Raw genomic sequence first — 16,505 nt, forward strand, 5'->3', positions numbered from 1 at the left:
TTTATATATGCTAGTTACAAACAAATATAAAAATGGTTCTTGGGTTTTGCGCGCTATACTACAGTATAGCAGGTATAGGTAGTCATTGACATTCCTACCTATACCTTATAAAACTTTTCAGCCTTTAAAACACTTTCAAGTGCTTCCATGAAAATCAATTCTGCTCGTTAGTGCTTTAATGGCAGTGTGGAGGCATTATGGCAAAACTAGATATTATTACAATTGAAGACAAGATTCAGCAATTATTAGAGGATGATTTTGATCAGACTTCTTTTATTTTTGAATTCTTGTCTTTTTATGATATTCCCAAAGCAACGATTACGCGTATTCGAAAGGCAAATAGTGGAGAAATAAAAAATAAACTTCATTTTAAGGCCATTAAAGCCGACAAATCTGTGGTAGCGGGTGTTGCCGAAATTGAAGACGCAATCAAGGATAAAAAATCACAGCCGCGCTACATCATCGTGACCAATTTTGTGGATTTTGCAGCAAAGGATACTAAAACTGGCGACACCCTACAAATTCCTTTTGGAGATTTACCAAGCTACGCTGATTTCTTCTTAGCTTGGAATGGAGTTGAGAAAGTAGATTATGCCAAGGAAAATCCAGCGGATATTAGGGCTGCTGAACGTTTTACTCGTTTATACGATGAATTGAAGAAAATCAATCATTTTGATGATCGTAGCCAAGAGGAAAAAGAGTTTAATCTATTTTTAATTCGTTTACTCTTTCTTTTATTTGCTGAAGATACGGAAATCATGAAAAAAGGTATATTTACCAATGCTATCAAAACGAGATCTCGTGAAGATGGTAGTGATTTGAATTTCCTTTTCAATCAGATTTTTTCTAGTCTTGATATATCTAACCGTTTTAGTCAAGAGAGCTGGCTGCAGGAATTTCCTTACGTCAATGGAAAACTGTTTACAGATGCTGAGACCAACTTAGTTTTTGACAAAAAAACGAGAAAGTTAATCTTGGAAGCAGGTGAGCTGCTTAACTGGAATGAAATTAATCCTGATATTTTAGGGGCTATGATTCAAACAGTCGCTAATAGTGAACATCGCTCTAAATCAGGGATGCATTATACCTCTGTTGAAAATATCATGAAGGTCATCAAACCTCTATTCCTAGACAACTTGACTGCCATCTATGATTCAATTGTGGACAAAATAAATGAAAATGAGGATAAAGAGATAACAGAGCGGACCCGACGTGAAAATAGGAATATCTATCAAGGGGAGCTAAAGAAACTTCATGAAAGACTCTCTAAGATAAAATTCTTTGACCCTGCCTGTGGTTCAGGAAACTTCCTCATTATTACTTATAAAGAACTTCGACGTCTGGAAATTCAAATTTTGAAAACCCTCCGTCATCTAAAAAATGACAATAGCATTGATTTTTTCGAGGAATCAAAAATCAGCCTCAATCAGTTTTATGGAATTGAGCTGGATGATTTTGCTCATGAGGTGGCTCGTCTTTCACTCTGGATTGCTGAACATCAAATGAATGTGGAAACGGAAAAGGAAATCTCACTAAAACAAGCCTTTCTCCCTCTACGTGATGCAGGAAATATAACTCAAGGAAATGCACTTAGACTTGATTGGGATAGGGTTGTTCCTCATGCGTCGACCGATGAAATCTATCTGATAGGAAATCCGCCTTATATTGGGGCAAAATTACAAACTAAAGAGCAAAAAGAAGATTTACGCCTAACGATTGGTGAGCAGTTCAAGTATAAAAAAATGGATTATATTACAGGTTGGTTTTATAAAGGCATTGATTTCATTAATACGGCAAATGCGAAACTTGCCTTTGTAACAACAAATTCCATTTTTCAAGGAGAACAGGTAGCCTTTATTTGGCAACCAGTATTGCATAAAATGGAAATAGATTTTGCCTATACTTCATTCAAGTGGGGAAATAGCGCCGCAAACAATGCTGGTGTGACGGTCGCGATTGTAGGGCTGGCAAATAAGAATAATGCAAATGTCAAAAAATATATTTTTGATGAAACCTTGGTTCGTCAAACTGTTACTCGTATCAATCCTTACTTAGCTGGTGGGGAAGATATTCTCGTTGAGAGTGCGAGTTATCCGCTTAATAGATTACCTAAAATGGTTTTCGGTAGTATGCCAAGAGATGGTGGAAATCTTATTATTTCTGACCTAAATGAACGAGATAGGATTGTAGTAGAAAATCCTGAACTTGAACCATTTATTAAGAGATATGTTGGCAGTGAGGAGTATATCAAAGATAAACCAAGGTATGTGTTTTGGTTGAATAAAGAAGAGTATCAAACTGTTAAGGATAATTCGCTGTTAAGTTTAAGAATTGAGAGAGTAGTAGAGGCCAGGTTGAGTAGTCCTGCAAAATCAACTCAGGATGCAGCAAGAACACCTTATGCATTTGTTCAAAAAGGTGAGTGGGACGAAGCCTATTCGACCTTCCAACAATCTGGAGCAGATGAGTTTGTTCAACTTTTAGTTCCACGTGTGTCCTCTGAAAGTCGGGATTATGTTCCGATGGGATTTGTTGGAGAAGATACTATTATCTCTGATTCCGCCATGGCTGTTTACAACGCCCCAGTCTACCTTCTTGGTCTTCTCATGTCTCGCCTCCACATGACGTGGTTACGGGCTATTGGTGGGAAGTTAAAAACAGATTATCGATATTCTGCTGGGTTGGTCTACAACACCTTCCCTGTACCAGAGTTATCCACCAAGCGAAAAAATCAGATTGAAGAGCAAGTTTTTGAAATCCTTGATTTACGGGAAGAATTAGGTGGAACCTTAGCAGAGCTATATCATCGAGATACCATGCCACAAGCTCTCAGAGATGCCCATCAGGTACTAGATGGCATTGTTGAACGTGCCTATAAGGAAACACCATTTAATAGCGATGAAGAACGGCTCAGCCACCTCTTGAAACGATATAAGGAGATGAAGGAATGCCAAGACTGAGTAATGATATTCTATTATCTTTGAGTTATGCGATTGGAGAAGTATTTACCGCTCAACAAATCAAGCGTCACTTTTCGGATTATTGTTTAAAGCACGATTTGGAGAAGGATTTGTTTCCGATGAAGAGACTTGAAAGTAAATCTGATTATTGTCATCGGCTTTTTTCCTGCTTTGATGATGTTGAACAAGCAGCTCTAATTTCCTATTTAGCTGAACAAGATGAACGATTAAAACAGACAGAAGTGGTACAAAAAGCTTTATATCGATTGGCCAATTCATATGGTGTTATAACTTTAACTGTACAAGAACAGCAGCAGACTACTGAAATTGAAAACTTGTTAGGTGATTTTCCAGGATGTTTGGATTTATGGAAAAAATCCCAAAGTCATTACCAGTCCTTTCAATATAGGGAAAGTCTTGATAATGCAAGACTTGGTTTGGAGTTGTTTCTGAAATCTCTATTGGGTAATAGCAGGTCTTTAGAAAATCAAAGAGAACATTTAGCACGTTGGTTAGGCGAAAGAAATGTACCAAATGAGATTGGAACTATGGTTTGGGACAGTATAGCGAAATATTTTAAAGTTCAAAATGAACACATTAAGCATGATATCCCGACAGAGCTAACAGCAAATGAAGTTACTCTTATTCTTGATCAAACCTATGCTATTCTCAAATATTTAGTAAAAAAATCAAACGAGGAGCAATCATGAGTCAATTGTTTGAAGTGACCTATGGTCAGAAGAAAACCAGCGTCAATACCAATGAATTGGGCATGCGTGAGATGCAGGCGCGTGTTTATGAAAAAAGAAATAGTTCATATCTATTGGTTAAGGCACCGCCAGCTTCAGGTAAGTCTAGGGCACTCATGTTTGTTGCCCTGGATAAATTGAAACGTCAGGGCTTGAAAAAGGCAATTATAGCCGTGCCTGAAAAGTCCATTGGCAAGTCTTTCCGTTCAACCAAGCTATCAGATTTTGGTTACTACTGGGATTGGATAGTTAAAGAAGAGAACAACCTGACGACATCAGGTACTGCTAGGAGTAAAGTAGAATCTTTTATTCAATTTATGAAATCTACAGATAGTTCGGATGATGTACTTATTGCAACACATGCGACCTTACGTTTTGCATCAGAGCAATTAGATGCTAGTGACTTTGATGATTGTCTACTTGCTATTGATGAGTTTCATCATGTATCTCAAGATGATAATTCTGTTCTAGGAAATGCGCTTCGGGAAGTAATGCAGAAATCATCAGCTCATGTATTCGCCATGACTGGTTCCTATTTCCGTGGAGATAGTGTGCCTATCTTGGATCCGGCAGATGAAGCACGTTTTGATCGAGTAACCTACACTTACTATGAGCAGTTAGAGGGGTATCAATATCTCAAATCCTTCGTCATGAATTATAAATTTTATCAAGGACGATACACGGATGCATTTCCGAATTTATTACCCGAGTTTATTGATAAAAAAACCATTATTCATATTCCAAATGTGAACTCTGGGGAGTCTTCTAAAGATAAATATGGTGAAGTAGATGAAATATTGGATTGTCTAGGAGAATATCTCAATAAAGATGAGCATGGAATCATACACTTACGTTCTACGACTGGAAAAATTTTGAAGATTGCCGATTTGGTAACAGAGGAAGGACGAGATCTTGTAAGTAATTATCTAGCAAAGATGGATGGAGTTGATGACTTAGATATGATTATCGCTCTAGGGATGGCCAAGGAAGGTTTTGATTGGCCGTTTGCGGAATACGCCCTGACCATCGGCTACCGTTCTTCGCTGACAGAAATTGTACAGATTATCGGACGGGTCACACGTGATAGCTCAAATAAGACCAGAGCTCAATTTACCAATCTTATCGCAGAGCCTGATGCTGAAGACGAGGAAGTGCAATTCTCCGTCAATAATATCATGAAAGCTATTACGGAAAGTTTATTAATGGAAAATGTCCTCTCGCCATCTTTCAAATTTAAGCGAAAAGAAAATGAGGGGCAGAAAGCTAACGGAGCGGAAATCTTTATCAAGGGTCTGGCTAAGCCATCAACGGATCGGACACAAAAAATCATTGAACAAGACATCACAGATTTAAAAGCTTCTGTCTTGCAAGATGATGTGGTGCAGGCAGCTATTTCTGCAGGTGCAGAGAGTAAGGTCATCAATAAACAGTTGATTCCTAGAGTAATTGCGACCCGTTATCCAGATTTGACACAGACAGAGGTTGAGGAAGTTCGTCAGCATTTGGTAGCTGATGTAACCTTATCCAATGCTAAGAAGGACAGCGAGAACAAGCAACTCTTAAAAATGGCGGATAAATTTATCAATATTGATGACTTGAGTATTGATCTGATTGATAGTGTTAATCCTTTCCAAAGTGCCTATGAGGTTCTGTCAAGAGATGTAGATAGTCGGACATTGAGCTTGATTGCACGTGTATTTGATGCCAAAAAAGTTGAGTTTACGACTGATGAATTACGGATGCTCTACCCTCAAATTAAGGTATTTCAAGCCGAGCACGGACGTTCACCAAGACGAAATGCATCAGATTTAGAAGAAGAACGCCTGTATTTTGCCTTAGCAAAACTTGACGAACTCCGTCGCGAAAGGGATAATCAATGATAGAAAACTTTGCAACCTTAGATGATATTTTTGCTGATGAAGCCTTTGAAAATCTTGTGGCTGGTATCCGTGTCCAAAAGGTTGAAAAATTACCCCCAGAGATAGAGAAATTTCTGGAGATTTTACACTGGGTTAAGGAACATGGGCGAGAGCCTCAAAAGAGCACTCAAATTAAAGAGCGACAGTTATTCAGTCGTTTGAAGGCGATTCGTTCGAATGAGGATAGGAAGCGATTGCTCATAGCTTATGATGAGTTGGATTTGCTGGGAGATAGACATAATGGATGATTTAGATGATATTTTGAATGATGAGGAGTTGTTTGAAACTTTTGAAACAGATGAATCCTTATTTAATACCAAACGTTATCAGCGTACAGTAAAAGCCTATAGTAAATCCAGTAGTCGCAAACGTGTTCGGACTGGTTTTGATTATTATCGGAAGTTGTTTGAACAGATTCATACTGCCATTGCGAGTGGTGAACGTCAAATAAAATCCTTTGAAGAAACCATTCAAGGAAACCGTATTAGTCAAAAAAATCCAATCAAACAGGGGAATTTTTATGTTGATAATGGTGTTATGTTGTATATTGACAAAATTTATGACCCTCTAACTGGTGTGGAAGTAAATCAATCTACAGACCGTAAGTATAAGGTCCATGTTGTTTATGAAAATGGAACGGAGAATCACATTTGGCTATTAAGTTTAATCTCTTCTCTGTACGATAAAAAGCGTTCGGGAAGATTGGTGACGGAACCGTTGGATTCTATTTCTATGCTTGGAGAGGAAGTTTCAAATTACCAGACGACTGGCTATATTTATGTTGTGAAATATGCTGGGACCGACAGCAGGTTTACGGAATTGGATAATCTCTTCAAGATTGGTGTAGCAACAGATATAAAAAAAAGGTTATCAAATAGCCAAAATGAAGCAACATATCTGTTTGCTCCGGTCCAGCTTGTAGCCAGTTATGAAATTCAAAATATATCTGCAAATAAACTAGAAAAATACTTACACGATTCTTTTGCTGAAAAGAGAGTTCAACTTGACACAGTTTCTCCTACTGGAAAAATGGTTTCGGTAAATGAGTGGTTTCTAGTTTCTAGAGATGAAATCGATGCTACGATTAATGAATTGTTTACGAAGATTCAGTTGAATTGATAAGTGAAATAACCAAAAACATTAACAGTTTTATTCTTGTATTAGAACAAAGAATATGATAAATTGTAATCATTCATCAGGAACTCCATTAAAAGAATTCAATGGGGTTCGCATGACGACGTTTTATTAATATTGTAGTGCTTCGTATTTTTGATACTTGACAAATACATCAATTATATAAAGGAGGTCTCCCAGTATGAACTTAGAATATTGGTTTGATTTTATGGAAGGTTGGACTACTGAAGAGATTGTATTCTCAATTGGCTTATTTGTAGTGGTTGGTTTTCTTGCTCTTCTTACTACACCTTATTCATCTTCTTTTATGAAAGCGAAGCGAAACGCCATCATTGAAGATGAGTATCGAAAGAGATTTAAGAAGTGAGAAATCCATTTTGGAAAATCCCTGTTATCTATTTACTTTAGTTTGATATTTTACACGAAGCAGCAAATCAATATTTTGATAGTGATTTGCTGCTTTTTTCTATGGTTTAGGAATCACGTCCGATTTTTCCTCCGAATAAATAAGTGAGAACTTAGGTTATGATTTGGTTAAATTGGAGGGATTTGATATGATAAAAAATAGGATGGTCGTGTTGAATGAGGAACGGAAAATCACTTTGGGTTGTTTTCATGGGACTAAGTTAGAAAATGCTAAGTCTATATTTTTGGAACAAGAATTTCGATTTCGGCCGCGTCCTAATCACTGGTTAGGGAATGGTGTTTATTTTTTCGTGGATGATGAATATCAAGCCAAGTGGTGGGCCGGTAAGGATGGTCATAGGGAAACGAACTTACCAGCGGTTTTATATTTTCCGTTAACGATTTCTAGAAATGAGCTGCTAAATTTAAATTCAATTCGAGATTTAGAAATCTTAGATAAATTCGCGGAAGAATTGTTTTTTAATTTTGGGAAGGTTTTTGTAGAGTTTAGTGAATTGGAAGTTCAGAATTTTCATTGTTTTCTTCTAGATTATTTTTTTAGGGTTAATAATCAGTATAAGGCTGTTCGTCGAACCTTTTTATCTACGAAAAAGGCGATTGGATTGAGTCGCTTCGCGCAGTTGTCGGATCAACTGTGTGTGTTTGATCAGTCCATCATTCCTTTTTCTAGGATAAAAATTCTAGATATCTAGTTTGGAGGTAGTTTATGAATCTTACACGAGAAGAACTAGCTAAACTCTTTGATGAGTATGGCTTCGAATACAAATTTGATTCCCCCACTCCAGGAATTCATTTTAGAGATGGGTCTTTTAAAAGATTTGATGAACTTCCATTGCCGAGTGAATATTTAGGAGATTTAGAGTGGATGGCGGAATATGAGCGTCAGTTACTGGCGAGTTTGGAAGAGGAAGCCTAACAGAAAAAGTCTGGCAGTTTATTAGTCTGCCAGACTTTTTCTGGTACGACGGGCATGTCGTACATCTGAGGTGTAAGTCCTCTGTGGGCACCTGCTACCGGTGAACCCAATAGCGACTCCCAAGCCTGACTATCGTGAGATAGCGGGGAGAGGAAGGGATAGCGAAATCGTGGCTCTACGAATAGAAATGTGATATTAAGGCGTATATAGGGGATAAGGAGGCCAGAAACTCTAAAGTCCAAGAAGGTAGTCGTAACCTATATGCGTAAATCATGAGAGTAAACGAGGAAAGATGTACGACTTATCCCGTGAGGTCTTGTCGAGGTAAAAGCCTAGTAACAACGAACGACAAGAAGTCAGCCGAACCCATAGTAGTGAAGAAGCTTCTGTAATGGAGGTGGAGCGAAGGGGTGAACAGTTAACTGAAGTATACCTACTTCACTTGTATCTGTAACACTAAGGGTCTGATAGAACTGGAGGCGGTCACGTATTGACTAGAGGAAGGTTCACCAATTTAAGATGTCCTACAGATAGCGAAACAAGAAAGGAATACACACATGTCTAAACTACTAGACCAGATATTATCAAGAGACAATCTTCTTGAAGCCTACAAACAGGTCAAAGCCAACAAGGGTTCTGCAGGTATTGATGGTGTCACAGTTGATACGATTGATGATTACCTGAGAGAGCACTGGCGAGAAATCAAAAAGCAGATATTGGAAAGAAAGTATAAACCTCAGCCAGTACTGCGAGTTGAAATCCCGAAGCCTAATGGAGGTGTTCGTCAGCTAGGCATTCCAAGCATGATGGACAGGATAATTCAACAGGCCATTGTACAGGTTTTAAGTCCAATCTTTGAAAGTCACTTTTCAGACTATAGCTATGGCTTTCGTCCCAACCGTTCTTGTGAGACAGCCTTAATCCAGTTATTGGAATATTTGAATGATGGTTATGAATGGATTGTAGACATAGACTTAGAGAAATTCTTCGACACAGTTCCACAGGATAGACTTATGTCATTGGTCCATCGTGTCATTGAGGATGGAGATACTGAGTCCCTCATCCGAAAGTACCTTCATTCAGGTGTTGTGATAAATGTTCAGCGCCAGAAAACCTTAGTAGGAACACCTCAAGGAGGAAATCTATCTCCTCTCTTGTCTAATATTATGCTCAATGAACTAGACAAGGAATTGGAAAAACGGGGACTGCGTTTCGTACGCTATGCGGATGATTGTGTTATCACAGTCGGAAGTGAAGCTGCGGCTAAGAGGGTTATGTACTCAGTCAGTCGCTTTATTGAGAAACGACTAGGTCTCAAGGTGAATATGGAGAAGACAAAAATTGTCCGCCCAACCAAACTGAAGTACCTAGGCTATGGCTTCTGGAAATCTCCAAAGGGTTGGCACAGCCGTCCTCATAAAGAGAGTGTGCAGAAGTTTGTGAGGAAACTTAAGCAACTGACTTCGAGAAAATGGAGTATTAGCTTGAGTGAACGAATCACACTATTAAACTCTGTCATCAGAGGTTGGGTCAACTATTTTTCAATCACGGACATGAAAACGGTGATGTCAAAAGTAGATGAGCGACTTCGAACGAGAATACGAGTAATTATCTGGAAACAGTGGAAAAAGAAGTCACGTCGCCTATGGGGCTTACTGAAACTCGGAGTTCCTAGATGGATAGCGGACAAAGTGTCAGGTTGGGGTGACCATTATCAACTAGTAGCACAAAAGTCAGTATTAAAGAGAGCAATATCAAAACCAGTCCTCGCCAAACGAGGACTGGTCAGCTGTCTCGATTACTACCTAAAACGACATGCGTTAAAAGTTAACTGAACCGCCGTGTGCCGAACGGCACGCACGGTGGTGTGAGAGGGACTATCTATTAGTCTCTACTCGATTTTAATGATGATGTCCGTGGTCGTGGATGTCGAGTTTTTCGGTGTGATGTTGGTGCTCGAAGCTGGAGTAGTCGAATTCGACGGCGCTTTCTTCGATGTTTTGGGCTTGTAGGAGGTGGTGAACTTGGTCTTTGAGGAGGCGTTCATCTGTCCCTTGGGCGATGTGGAGGTGCAGCATCGCAACGTGGCGCAAGCCATCCATGGTCCAGACGTTAAGCTGGTTGACTTGGTAGACGCCTTCCATTTTTTCGAGTTGCTCGCGTAAACCTTCCAGATTGAGGTCTTCTGGCGCTTTTTCAAGAAAAATTTGAAGATTGGCTAGGAATTTAGGAAGGGATTGGCTGAGGATGAAAAGGGAGATGGCAACGGAGAGCAGGGGATCGAGGAAATACCAGTCGGTAAACTGGAGGACGATGCTGACGAGGAGGACGGCGACCCAACCGAGGATATCTTCTAGGAAATGGAGGGTGAGGATTTGCTGGTTGGCGGTTTCACCTTTGTGAACCATGCGGGCAGCCAAGCCATTGATGAGGATGGCTAAAATGGCTAGGACAAGGGTTCCTTGGCTGTTCACAACTGGTGGGTTGAAAATTTTCGGTGTATTTTCAATGAGCAGGATGGTGGAACCGGTAATGAGGATGGTAGCGGTGACCAGAGCTGCTAAGATACTGTAGCGTTTGTAGCCTAGGGTATAACGCAGGTCGGTCTGTTTGTCAGAGATCTTTTCCAAATAGGCTGAAAGTCCAATCGCCATGGCATCTCCAAAATCATGGACTGCGTCGGCGAGGACGGCAGAAGACTGGAAAAGCACGCCGAAAATGGCTTCAAGAATGGCGAAGGAGAGGTTTAGGATAAAGGCGATAAAGGTGGTTTTAGAGCTGTTTTTCATAATTTTTTCCTATCTAGTTGCTTCTAAAAGCTGAATTAGTTGAGTTTTTTCGTCTGCAGTTAATCCTCGGTAGCTTCCGTAGGGAAGGCTTGTATCCAATTGGAAAGGACCGAATTGGATTCGTTTGAGGCTTATGACTTTGACACCAACGGCTAGGAACATTTTTTTAACCTGATGGAACTTACCTTCGGCCAGGCTGATGAGGGCTTGGCTCTGGTTGGGGTTAGAATCTTGGATGGTCAGTTTTGCCGGTAGACATTGGTAGCCATCGTCAAAAATGATGCCTGTCGCAAAGAGGTCTGGCAGGTCGGTATGCAGAGGACCGTTGACCTGGACTTGGTAGGTCTTGGTGACATGGGCATCAGGGTGGAGTAATTGGTAGCCAAGTGGGCCGTTGTCAGTAAGCAAGAGTAGTCCTGAGGTGTCTCGGTCCAGACGACCGACCGCGTAGAGGTCAGGATTCCAATCCGACCTTGCTAGGGAATCAAAAACAGTAGCGTGGTGTCTATCTTGGTTGGCGGTAACGACACCCCTTGGTTTGTGAAGTAACCAATAGTGGTGGTTAGTTGATGGGGCTGGCTTCCCCTCAATCGTGACTTCTTGAAGATCCGTGTCGACATTTTGAGCTAGGGATTTTGAGGGCTTGCCGTCGACTAGAATTTGCCCTTTAGCTAAGGCTCGCTTCATGTCTTTTCGGCTATAAGTGTTGGCCAACAGTTGATCGATTCTCATGCCTCCATTGTAACAAATTTTCTGTAAAGGGAAGCGTTTTTTCAAGTTTTTGTGCTTGAAGAGGACATTGGTTTTTGCTATACTGGTAAAGTTTTTGAAAGGAGAATTTTATGTCAATTATTTCACAAGTTTTGGTGACTCTCTCAGCTGCATTGTGTCTATTTATTTTTTATTTAGAGACACTAGCAACTACTTCTGATAGAACCAGCAAGGTTTTTTCAATCTCAAAAGAGGTTTTAGAAGCTAAAGCCATGAATGTTTTGATGAAAAATCAAGGGGTCTATAATGGTTTTATTGGTTTGGCACTTCTTTATGCAGCCTTTTTTAGCCCAAATGGACGTGAAGTGGCAGCGGTATTTTTGGTTAATATCTTAGTTGCTGCAGCTTATGGGGGAGCAACTAGTAGCCCATCTATTTTGATGAAACAAGGAACACTTCCATTTTTGGCACTTTTGAGTCTCTTGTTTTTCTAATTTAAAATATAGGGAAAGCCTATTGAGGTAGGAGAGATTTTCTTGTTCCATTTTGAGCAGATAAAAATAGCTTAGAATCATTGTCTTATAAAAGCTGATTCTAAGCTATTTTTCTATATTTAGAGTTTTATTTAGAATTAGTTTGTCTCGTAACCAATCAGGATTCCACCCTCTTCAGCGTAGAAGCTACAAATTCCTGACGTTGGGAGAATGTGGATATCGGCTTGAGGGTATTCAGACCAAACGAGTTTGCTTAGATCCTGGCAGAAATCAGGATTGCTGCGGTGTGACATGTGGATGCGACCGCCTTGATAGCCCGCCTTTTGCATTTCTGCCCAGGTGGTAGAGACGGCTTTTTTATTTCCACGCGCTTTTTGAAGGAGTTCGAGTTCCCCTTTGCTGCTGGCTTGGCCGACCATGCGGATGTTGAGGAGGCCAACAACTTTCCCAACAATTTTGTTGAGGCGGCCATTTTTGACCAGATTATCCACCTTTTCAAGAACAAAGATTAATTTGCTTTGTTTTTGATAATCATCAATGGCAGCGACGATTTCAGGGTAAGTCAACCCTTGTTTGATATAATCATTGATTTGGTAGACTAAGAGATCCATCTCACCACCAGCTGAAAGGCTGTCAATCACGTGAACCTTGGCATCTGGATGGCTTTCTAGATAAATTTCTCGTGCTAATCGCGCAGCATTGTTGCTGCCGGATAGGGCACCAGTAATGGTCACTACAAAGATGGTGTCAGCATCCCCAAAGGCTTGGAGGTACTGGTCTGGGCTTGGACAGGCTGACTTCGAAGCCTGTTCGCTGGCATACATGACCTCCATCATAAAATCAATATCTAAGCTCTGTTTATCTGCGAAGGTCTTATCGCCAACTTGCACATACATAGGAATCGATTCAAAACTTGTGTTGGGCGCGAGGTGTTCCAACTGACGATAGTTACACGCCGAGTCCGCAATAATTTTCCACTTCATATCGTTACTCCTTAAAATTGTACACTTGCTGTACTTTTGTCTTTTTGAGTATATCATATTTTAAGCTAAAATCAAAAGAAAAAGGGAATATGCTATAATTGGCTTGTACTCAGGAGGAAAAGGTATGACACATCAACGACTGGCCTGGGATGAATATTTTGCAGCTCAGGCACTTTTAATATCCAACCGCTCAACCTGTAACCGCGCTAAAGTTGGGGCGGTCTTGGTCCACGATCATAAGGTAGTTTCCACTGGCTATAACGGTTCCGTTTCCGGAACCGAACACTGTACGGACCAGGGCTGTCTGGTTGTAGAGGGGCACTGTGTCCGGACCTTGCATGCCGAGGTAAATGCGATTTTACAAGGTGCAGAGCGTGGAATCCCAAGAGATTTTACGGCTTACGTCACCCATTTTCCCTGTCTAAATTGTTCCAAACAGTTAATGCAGGTTGGGTGTTCTCGGGTGGTTTATATCCATGATTACCGAATGGATGACTATGCTCAAAAATTGTACCAACAAAAAGGAGTCACCCTCTTACAAATCCCATTGGATCAAGTACAGAAAGCTGTGCAGGAAAGTGGATTCTTCCAATAGCCGTCAATTTTTTTACTTTCTGGCTATCATATGGTAGACTGGAAAAGTTAAATAGTCCCGAAAAGGTAGTCTTTGACTAGTTCTTTGTAACTTTTTAACGAATTTTAATTAAAAGGGGGACATTATATGTCTGAACGTAAATTGTTTACTTCAGAATCTGTATCAGAGGGCCATCCGGATAAGATCGCCGATCAAATCTCTGATGCCATTCTGGACGCGATTCTTGAACAGGATCCAGATGCCCATGTAGCAGCGGAAACAGCGGTCTACACGGGTTCTGTCCATGTCTTTGGCGAAATTTCGACCAAGGCTTATGTGGATATTAACCGGATTGTTCGGGATACCATTGCCGAGATTGGGTATACCAATACGGAATATGGTTTTTCTGCTGAAACGGTGGGGGTTCACCCATCCTTGGTAGAGCAATCACCAGATATTGCCCAAGGTGTTGACGCTTCTTTAGAGACTCGGCAAGGGCAAGGACAGGATCCTTTGGATCAGATTGGTGCTGGGGACCAAGGACTGATGTTTGGTTTTGCGGTGAATGAGACACCAGAGTTAATGCCATTGGCTATTTCACTTTCCCATAAGTTAGTGAAGCGTTTGGCCGATTTACGGAAGTCTGGTCAAGTTTCTTATCTGAGACCCGATGCTAAAAGTCAGGTGACAGTAGAATACGATGAGGCCGGCAAACCGGTTCGAGTGGACACTGTCGTGATTTCAACTCAGCATGATCCAGAAGTTGCTTATGAAGATTTGGCCCAGATGGTCAAGGAGGAAGTCATTGCTCCGGTGATTCCAGCGGAACTCTTGGATGAGGAGACCTGTTACTTCATCAATCCAACCGGACGTTTCGTGATCGGAGGCCCACAAGGGGATTCCGGTTTGACCGGACGCAAAATTATTGTCGATACCTATGGAGGGGCAGCTCGTCATGGTGGTGGAGCTTTCTCTGGTAAAGATGCAACCAAGGTGGACCGTTCTGCCTCCTATGCTGCTCGCTACATTGCCAAAAACATTGTAGCCGCTGGATTGGCGGATAAGGCTGAAGTGCAATTGGCCTACGCCATCGGGGTAGCTCAGCCAGTGTCTATTCGAATTGACACTTTTGGAACGGGCAAAAAAGATGAGGCTGCTCTTGAAGAAGCAGTTCGAGCTCACTTTGACTTGCGTCCAGCAGGAATTATCAAGATGTTGGATTTGAAGAAACCAATTTATAAGCAAACAGCCGCTTATGGTCACATGGGAAGAGAAGATCTCGATTTACCATGGGAACGTCTGGATAAGGTCCAAGCCCTTCAAGGCTTTTTCAATTAACAAAAAGAAACTACTGGTTTAATCGTTGCCGGTAGTTTTTTCTTGTGTTGAAAACGGAGGTCAATTTCCAAGCCTAGCAAGCTAGGTGGAAATGTGGTATAATCAAGCCAAACCGTCTGGTTTTTTTAGTAGTTTCAAGAAAGAGTCTAAAACATGAAAAAAATTGTGATTAATGGCGGGCGACCTCTTAAGGGAGAGGTGGCTGTTTCAGGTGCCAAAAATAGTGTAGTGGCCTTGATTCCAGCAATTATTTTGTCGGATGATGTGGTGACTTTAGACGGCGTGCCAGATATTTCTGACGTCGCGAGTTTGATTGATATTATGGAAGTGATGGGGGCTAAGGTCAAACGTGAAGGAGATACCTTGGAGATAGATCCTTCTGGTGTGCAATCCATGCCCATGCCTTATGGAAAAATCAATTCGCTTCGGGCTTCCTACTATTTTTATGGTTCTTTGTTAGGTCGCTTCGGAGAGGCGACTGTCGGTTTGCCTGGAGGCTGTGACCTTGGTCCTCGGCCCATTGATCTCCATCTGAAGGCATTTGAAGCCATGGGGGCCCGGATGACTTATGAAGGAAACTCCATGCATTTGACAACGGATGGTCAGGGAATTCATGGAGCTACGATTTACATGGATACGGTCTCCGTGGGGGCTACCATCAATACGATGCTAGCAGCTGTCAAAGCAAAAGGGAAGACCGTTATTGAAAATGCGGCGCGTGAGCCTGAGATTATCGATGTGGCGACCCTTCTCAACAATATGGGAGCCCATGTTCGGGGGGCAGGGACAGATGTCATCACCATTGAAGGAGTGGAACGCCTCCATGGCACTCGTCACCAGGTGATTCCAGATCGAATTGAAGCGGGGAGCTATATCGCCATGGCGGCTGCCGTTGGGGAAGGGGTAAAAATTACCAATGTTCTCTATGAGCATTTGGAAGGTTTTATTGCCAAGTTGGAAGAAATGGGGGTTCGTATGACTGTTTCTGAAGATAGTGTCTTCGTCGAGAAACAAGACAGCCTCAAAGCGATTCATATTAAAACAGCCCCTTATCCTGGTTTTGCGACGGACTTGCAACAACCCATCACTCCTTTGCTGTTGAAAGCTGAGGGCCGTGGTTTAATCATGGATACCATCTATGAAAAGCGGGTCAACCATGTGCCAGAATTGGCCCGAATGGGAGCGACGATTACAACTGTTGGGAATCAGATTAGTTACGAAGGTCCCAATCAATTGCATGGCGCTCCGGTAAAAGCTACGGATTTACGTGCAGGTGCTGCGCTTGTGACAGCTGGTTTGATGGCTCAAGGGCAGACTGAAATTACCAATGTCGAATTTATCTTACGTGGCTATTCGAACATTATTGAAAAATTGCGGAACTTAGGTGCTTCTATCGAATTAGTGGAAGAATAAATCCTAAGTAAGAGACCAATTGGCCTGAACTTCCATCGTTACAGGTGTAACCAATGAATGTGATGAGGGCAGGGCGCATGTCCTAGCTCTTTTCTTTTG

At 41.3% G+C, this 16,505-nt stretch carries 16 protein-coding genes; 13 read left to right on the forward strand and 3 right to left on the reverse strand.

Annotation, left to right across the window (positions count from 1 at the left end):
* The first annotated feature begins 197 nt into the window (after positions 1-197).
* The 9 genes from JEQ21_RS03950 to ltrA all read left to right on the forward strand — a co-directional run bounded on the left by JEQ21_RS03950 (position 198) and on the right by ltrA (position 9,939).
* Positions 198-2,960 (forward strand): class I SAM-dependent DNA methyltransferase, encoded by a 2,763-nt coding sequence (locus JEQ21_RS03950; RefSeq protein ID WP_199364059.1) that lies wholly within the window; start codon positions 198-200, stop codon positions 2,958-2,960.
* Positions 2,948-3,670, forward strand: a complete 723-nt coding sequence (locus JEQ21_RS03955) for a hypothetical protein (protein WP_199364060.1) — start codon at positions 2,948-2,950, stop codon at positions 3,668-3,670. Before JEQ21_RS03950 ends, JEQ21_RS03955 begins: the two co-directional genes overlap by 13 nt.
* The gene (locus tag JEQ21_RS03960; protein ID WP_199364061.1) at positions 3,667-5,589 is read left to right on the forward strand and encodes a DEAD/DEAH box helicase; all 1,923 of its coding nucleotides are present in this window, start codon (positions 3,667-3,669) and stop codon (positions 5,587-5,589) included. The genes JEQ21_RS03955 and JEQ21_RS03960 overlap by 4 nt, the downstream gene beginning before the upstream one ends.
* Positions 5,586-5,876, forward strand: coding sequence for a hypothetical protein (locus JEQ21_RS03965; RefSeq protein WP_199364062.1), 291 nt, complete (start codon positions 5,586-5,588; stop codon positions 5,874-5,876). Before JEQ21_RS03960 ends, JEQ21_RS03965 begins: the two co-directional genes overlap by 4 nt.
* Positions 5,869-6,747 carry a GIY-YIG nuclease family protein gene (locus JEQ21_RS03970; RefSeq protein ID WP_199364064.1) on the forward strand — a complete coding sequence of 293 codons (879 nt, stop codon included), beginning with the start codon at positions 5,869-5,871 and terminating at the stop codon, positions 6,745-6,747. The genes JEQ21_RS03965 and JEQ21_RS03970 overlap by 8 nt, the downstream gene beginning before the upstream one ends.
* A 196-nt stretch (positions 6,748-6,943) precedes the next feature.
* The gene (locus tag JEQ21_RS03975; protein ID WP_196966922.1) at positions 6,944-7,129 is read left to right on the forward strand and encodes a hypothetical protein; all 186 of its coding nucleotides are present in this window, start codon (positions 6,944-6,946) and stop codon (positions 7,127-7,129) included.
* Between the two features lie 187 nt (positions 7,130-7,316).
* Positions 7,317-7,880, forward strand: coding sequence for a hypothetical protein (locus JEQ21_RS03980; RefSeq protein WP_199364066.1), 564 nt, complete (start codon positions 7,317-7,319; stop codon positions 7,878-7,880).
* Positions 7,881-7,894: 14 nt separating this feature from the next.
* Positions 7,895-8,104 (forward strand): hypothetical protein, encoded by a 210-nt coding sequence (locus JEQ21_RS03985; protein ID WP_199364067.1) that lies wholly within the window; start codon positions 7,895-7,897, stop codon positions 8,102-8,104.
* Between the two features lie 557 nt (positions 8,105-8,661).
* Positions 8,662-9,939, forward strand: coding sequence for a group II intron reverse transcriptase/maturase (gene ltrA / locus JEQ21_RS03990; protein ID WP_199364069.1), 1,278 nt, complete (start codon positions 8,662-8,664; stop codon positions 9,937-9,939).
* 66 nt (positions 9,940-10,005) lie between these two features.
* Here the strand turns inward: ltrA and JEQ21_RS03995 are convergent, their stop codons facing one another.
* Positions 10,006-10,893, reverse strand: coding sequence for a cation diffusion facilitator family transporter (locus JEQ21_RS03995; protein ID WP_199364070.1), 888 nt, complete (start codon positions 10,891-10,893; stop codon positions 10,006-10,008).
* A 9-nt stretch (positions 10,894-10,902) separates the two neighbouring features.
* Positions 10,903-11,625 (reverse strand): pseudouridine synthase, encoded by a 723-nt coding sequence (locus JEQ21_RS04000; RefSeq protein WP_199364071.1) that lies wholly within the window; start codon positions 11,623-11,625, stop codon positions 10,903-10,905.
* A gap of 110 nt (positions 11,626-11,735) precedes the next feature.
* Between JEQ21_RS04000 and JEQ21_RS04005 the strand changes: the two genes are divergently transcribed.
* Positions 11,736-12,098: a DUF1304 domain-containing protein gene (locus tag JEQ21_RS04005; protein ID WP_199364073.1), complete on the forward strand. Its 363-nt coding sequence runs from the start codon at positions 11,736-11,738 to the stop codon at positions 12,096-12,098.
* 137 nt (positions 12,099-12,235) lie between these two features.
* On the opposite strand, the gene JEQ21_RS04010 is transcribed toward JEQ21_RS04005, so the two are convergent.
* Entirely contained in the window at positions 12,236-13,081 is an 846-nt protein-coding gene (locus tag JEQ21_RS04010) for a DegV family protein (protein ID WP_199364074.1), read from the reverse strand.
* Between the two features lie 124 nt (positions 13,082-13,205).
* On the opposite strand from JEQ21_RS04010, the gene JEQ21_RS04015 reads away from it, so the two are divergent.
* From JEQ21_RS04015 to JEQ21_RS04025, 3 genes are all read left to right on the forward strand, one after another.
* Positions 13,206-13,676 carry a deoxycytidylate deaminase gene (locus JEQ21_RS04015; RefSeq protein ID WP_199364076.1) on the forward strand — a complete coding sequence of 157 codons (471 nt, stop codon included), beginning with the start codon at positions 13,206-13,208 and terminating at the stop codon, positions 13,674-13,676.
* Between the two features lie 126 nt (positions 13,677-13,802).
* Positions 13,803-14,993, forward strand: coding sequence for a methionine adenosyltransferase (gene metK / locus JEQ21_RS04020; RefSeq protein ID WP_199364077.1), 1,191 nt, complete (start codon positions 13,803-13,805; stop codon positions 14,991-14,993).
* 153 nt (positions 14,994-15,146) lie between these two features.
* Entirely contained in the window at positions 15,147-16,406 is a 1,260-nt protein-coding gene (locus tag JEQ21_RS04025) for a UDP-N-acetylglucosamine 1-carboxyvinyltransferase (protein ID WP_199364078.1), read from the forward strand.
* The last annotated feature ends 99 nt before the right edge of the window (positions 16,407-16,505 follow it).

Source organism: Streptococcus sp. 121 (genome assembly GCF_016458205.1).
Taxonomy (GTDB): domain Bacteria; phylum Bacillota; class Bacilli; order Lactobacillales; family Streptococcaceae; genus Streptococcus.

Coding starts and splice junctions, on each gene's coding strand:
- JEQ21_RS03950 (WP_199364059.1), top strand. CDS start 198: ATGGCAAAACTAGATATTATTACAATTGAAGACAAGATTCAGCAATTA.
- JEQ21_RS03955 (WP_199364060.1), top strand. CDS start 2,948: ATGCCAAGACTGAGTAATGATATTCTATTATCTTTGAGTTATGCGATT.
- JEQ21_RS03960 (WP_199364061.1), top strand. CDS start 3,667: ATGAGTCAATTGTTTGAAGTGACCTATGGTCAGAAGAAAACCAGCGTC.
- JEQ21_RS03965 (WP_199364062.1), top strand. CDS start 5,586: ATGATAGAAAACTTTGCAACCTTAGATGATATTTTTGCTGATGAAGCC.
- JEQ21_RS03970 (WP_199364064.1), top strand. CDS start 5,869: ATGGATGATTTAGATGATATTTTGAATGATGAGGAGTTGTTTGAAACT.
- JEQ21_RS03975 (WP_196966922.1), top strand. CDS start 6,944: ATGAACTTAGAATATTGGTTTGATTTTATGGAAGGTTGGACTACTGAA.
- JEQ21_RS03980 (WP_199364066.1), top strand. CDS start 7,317: ATGATAAAAAATAGGATGGTCGTGTTGAATGAGGAACGGAAAATCACT.
- JEQ21_RS03985 (WP_199364067.1), top strand. CDS start 7,895: ATGAATCTTACACGAGAAGAACTAGCTAAACTCTTTGATGAGTATGGC.
- ltrA (WP_199364069.1), top strand. CDS start 8,662: ATGTCTAAACTACTAGACCAGATATTATCAAGAGACAATCTTCTTGAA.
- JEQ21_RS03995 (WP_199364070.1), bottom strand. CDS start 10,893: ATGAAAAACAGCTCTAAAACCACCTTTATCGCCTTTATCCTAAACCTC.
- JEQ21_RS04000 (WP_199364071.1), bottom strand. CDS start 11,625: ATGAGAATCGATCAACTGTTGGCCAACACTTATAGCCGAAAAGACATG.
- JEQ21_RS04005 (WP_199364073.1), top strand. CDS start 11,736: ATGTCAATTATTTCACAAGTTTTGGTGACTCTCTCAGCTGCATTGTGT.
- JEQ21_RS04010 (WP_199364074.1), bottom strand. CDS start 13,081: ATGAAGTGGAAAATTATTGCGGACTCGGCGTGTAACTATCGTCAGTTG.
- JEQ21_RS04015 (WP_199364076.1), top strand. CDS start 13,206: ATGACACATCAACGACTGGCCTGGGATGAATATTTTGCAGCTCAGGCA.
- metK (WP_199364077.1), top strand. CDS start 13,803: ATGTCTGAACGTAAATTGTTTACTTCAGAATCTGTATCAGAGGGCCAT.
- JEQ21_RS04025 (WP_199364078.1), top strand. CDS start 15,147: ATGAAAAAAATTGTGATTAATGGCGGGCGACCTCTTAAGGGAGAGGTG.